Below are 981 nucleotides of genomic sequence, written 5' to 3'. Positions count from 1 at the left end.
TAATAGGGGATATATAGAATAAGCTCTTATTGGTTGAGTTTTATTTTAAAGTTATGGAGAGCACATGCGATGAGCATGACCTCATCTCTTAATTTATGGCGGCAACTTCTTATTTTATCTTTTACGATCCGCCACACTTTCAGCTGTCCGATAGCATGTTCGACAACTACTCTTTGGGAAGCTTTCCTTTTATTCTCCTGCTTCTGCCCATCTGTGAGTTCTTTCCCTTTTGGCTTTTTCACCGGCATTTCAACGTTTGCTTTCTCAGGTTCAAACCCTTGGAAACCGCTGTCCTGCAGTAGCTCTATGGTCTCCTCGAACTCGATTTCTGCCTCATCGGCTATTTTTTTGTCATGCACGCTGCCTTCGTAGGTTTGGCTTAGGTACAGGATCTTTTTATTCGCTCCGGCAAGCAGCACGTTTTTAATGGTATGGCTTTTTTTTACCTGAATAATACTCTTTCTGCGTTTCTCCGTCAATGCTGCGACCCACGCTTCTTTCCGTCGCATCAATGATGACCCTGGTCTCTGAGGACAGGACGCGGTATAGCCTTTCGGCTTTACGTTCGGGCAATACTTTCTCCTTGTCTAAAGCCCCGAGCAATCTGGATCGCAGCAGCTCCAGCCACTTGCTTGCCTGGGGCTGGTTCATACCGAAAGCTGTGGCCAATACTTCCTGCAGAGGGTTAAGCTTGAAATAGTAAAGCAGAAAAAGCAATTTGTCCTCTACGGTAACTAAAACGCTGTTTCTGCGCTCCCGGCTTTGCCGCTGGCGCAGTTTGCCTTCCCAGGTATAATGCCGTATATAATGCTCCCATTCTTGACCAAATACTAAGGCTAAGGCTTCAAATTCCGCCTTCGTTAAGCCCGTATGAGAGCGGATTGTTTTTTCGTCTTTTGAAATCGAGGAATACCGTAGTAGCATACAAGGAGAAAGCCTCGACCAAACTTATAGTTCCTTATTCTATATAACCCCTAATAC

Annotated in this window: 2 protein-coding genes; both read right to left on the bottom strand. The window is 45.2% G+C overall.

Annotated elements, in window-relative coordinates:
• Positions 1-26 precede the first annotated feature (26 nt).
• Positions 27-419, bottom strand: a complete 393-nt coding sequence (locus A8O25_RS22320) for a transposase family protein (protein ID WP_241499130.1) — start codon at positions 417-419, stop codon at positions 27-29.
• 4 nt (positions 420-423) lie between these two features.
• A complete protein-coding gene (locus A8O25_RS22315; RefSeq protein WP_082893838.1) occupies positions 424-924 on the bottom strand; it encodes a transposase family protein in 501 nt (166 codons plus the stop codon).
• Positions 925-981: the final 57 nt, after the last annotated feature.

This window comes from Rufibacter ruber, from assembly GCF_001647275.1.
GTDB classification, from domain to species: domain Bacteria; phylum Bacteroidota; class Bacteroidia; order Cytophagales; family Hymenobacteraceae; genus Nibribacter; species Nibribacter ruber_C.
This window is presented reverse-complemented; position numbering and strand designations above follow the sequence as displayed.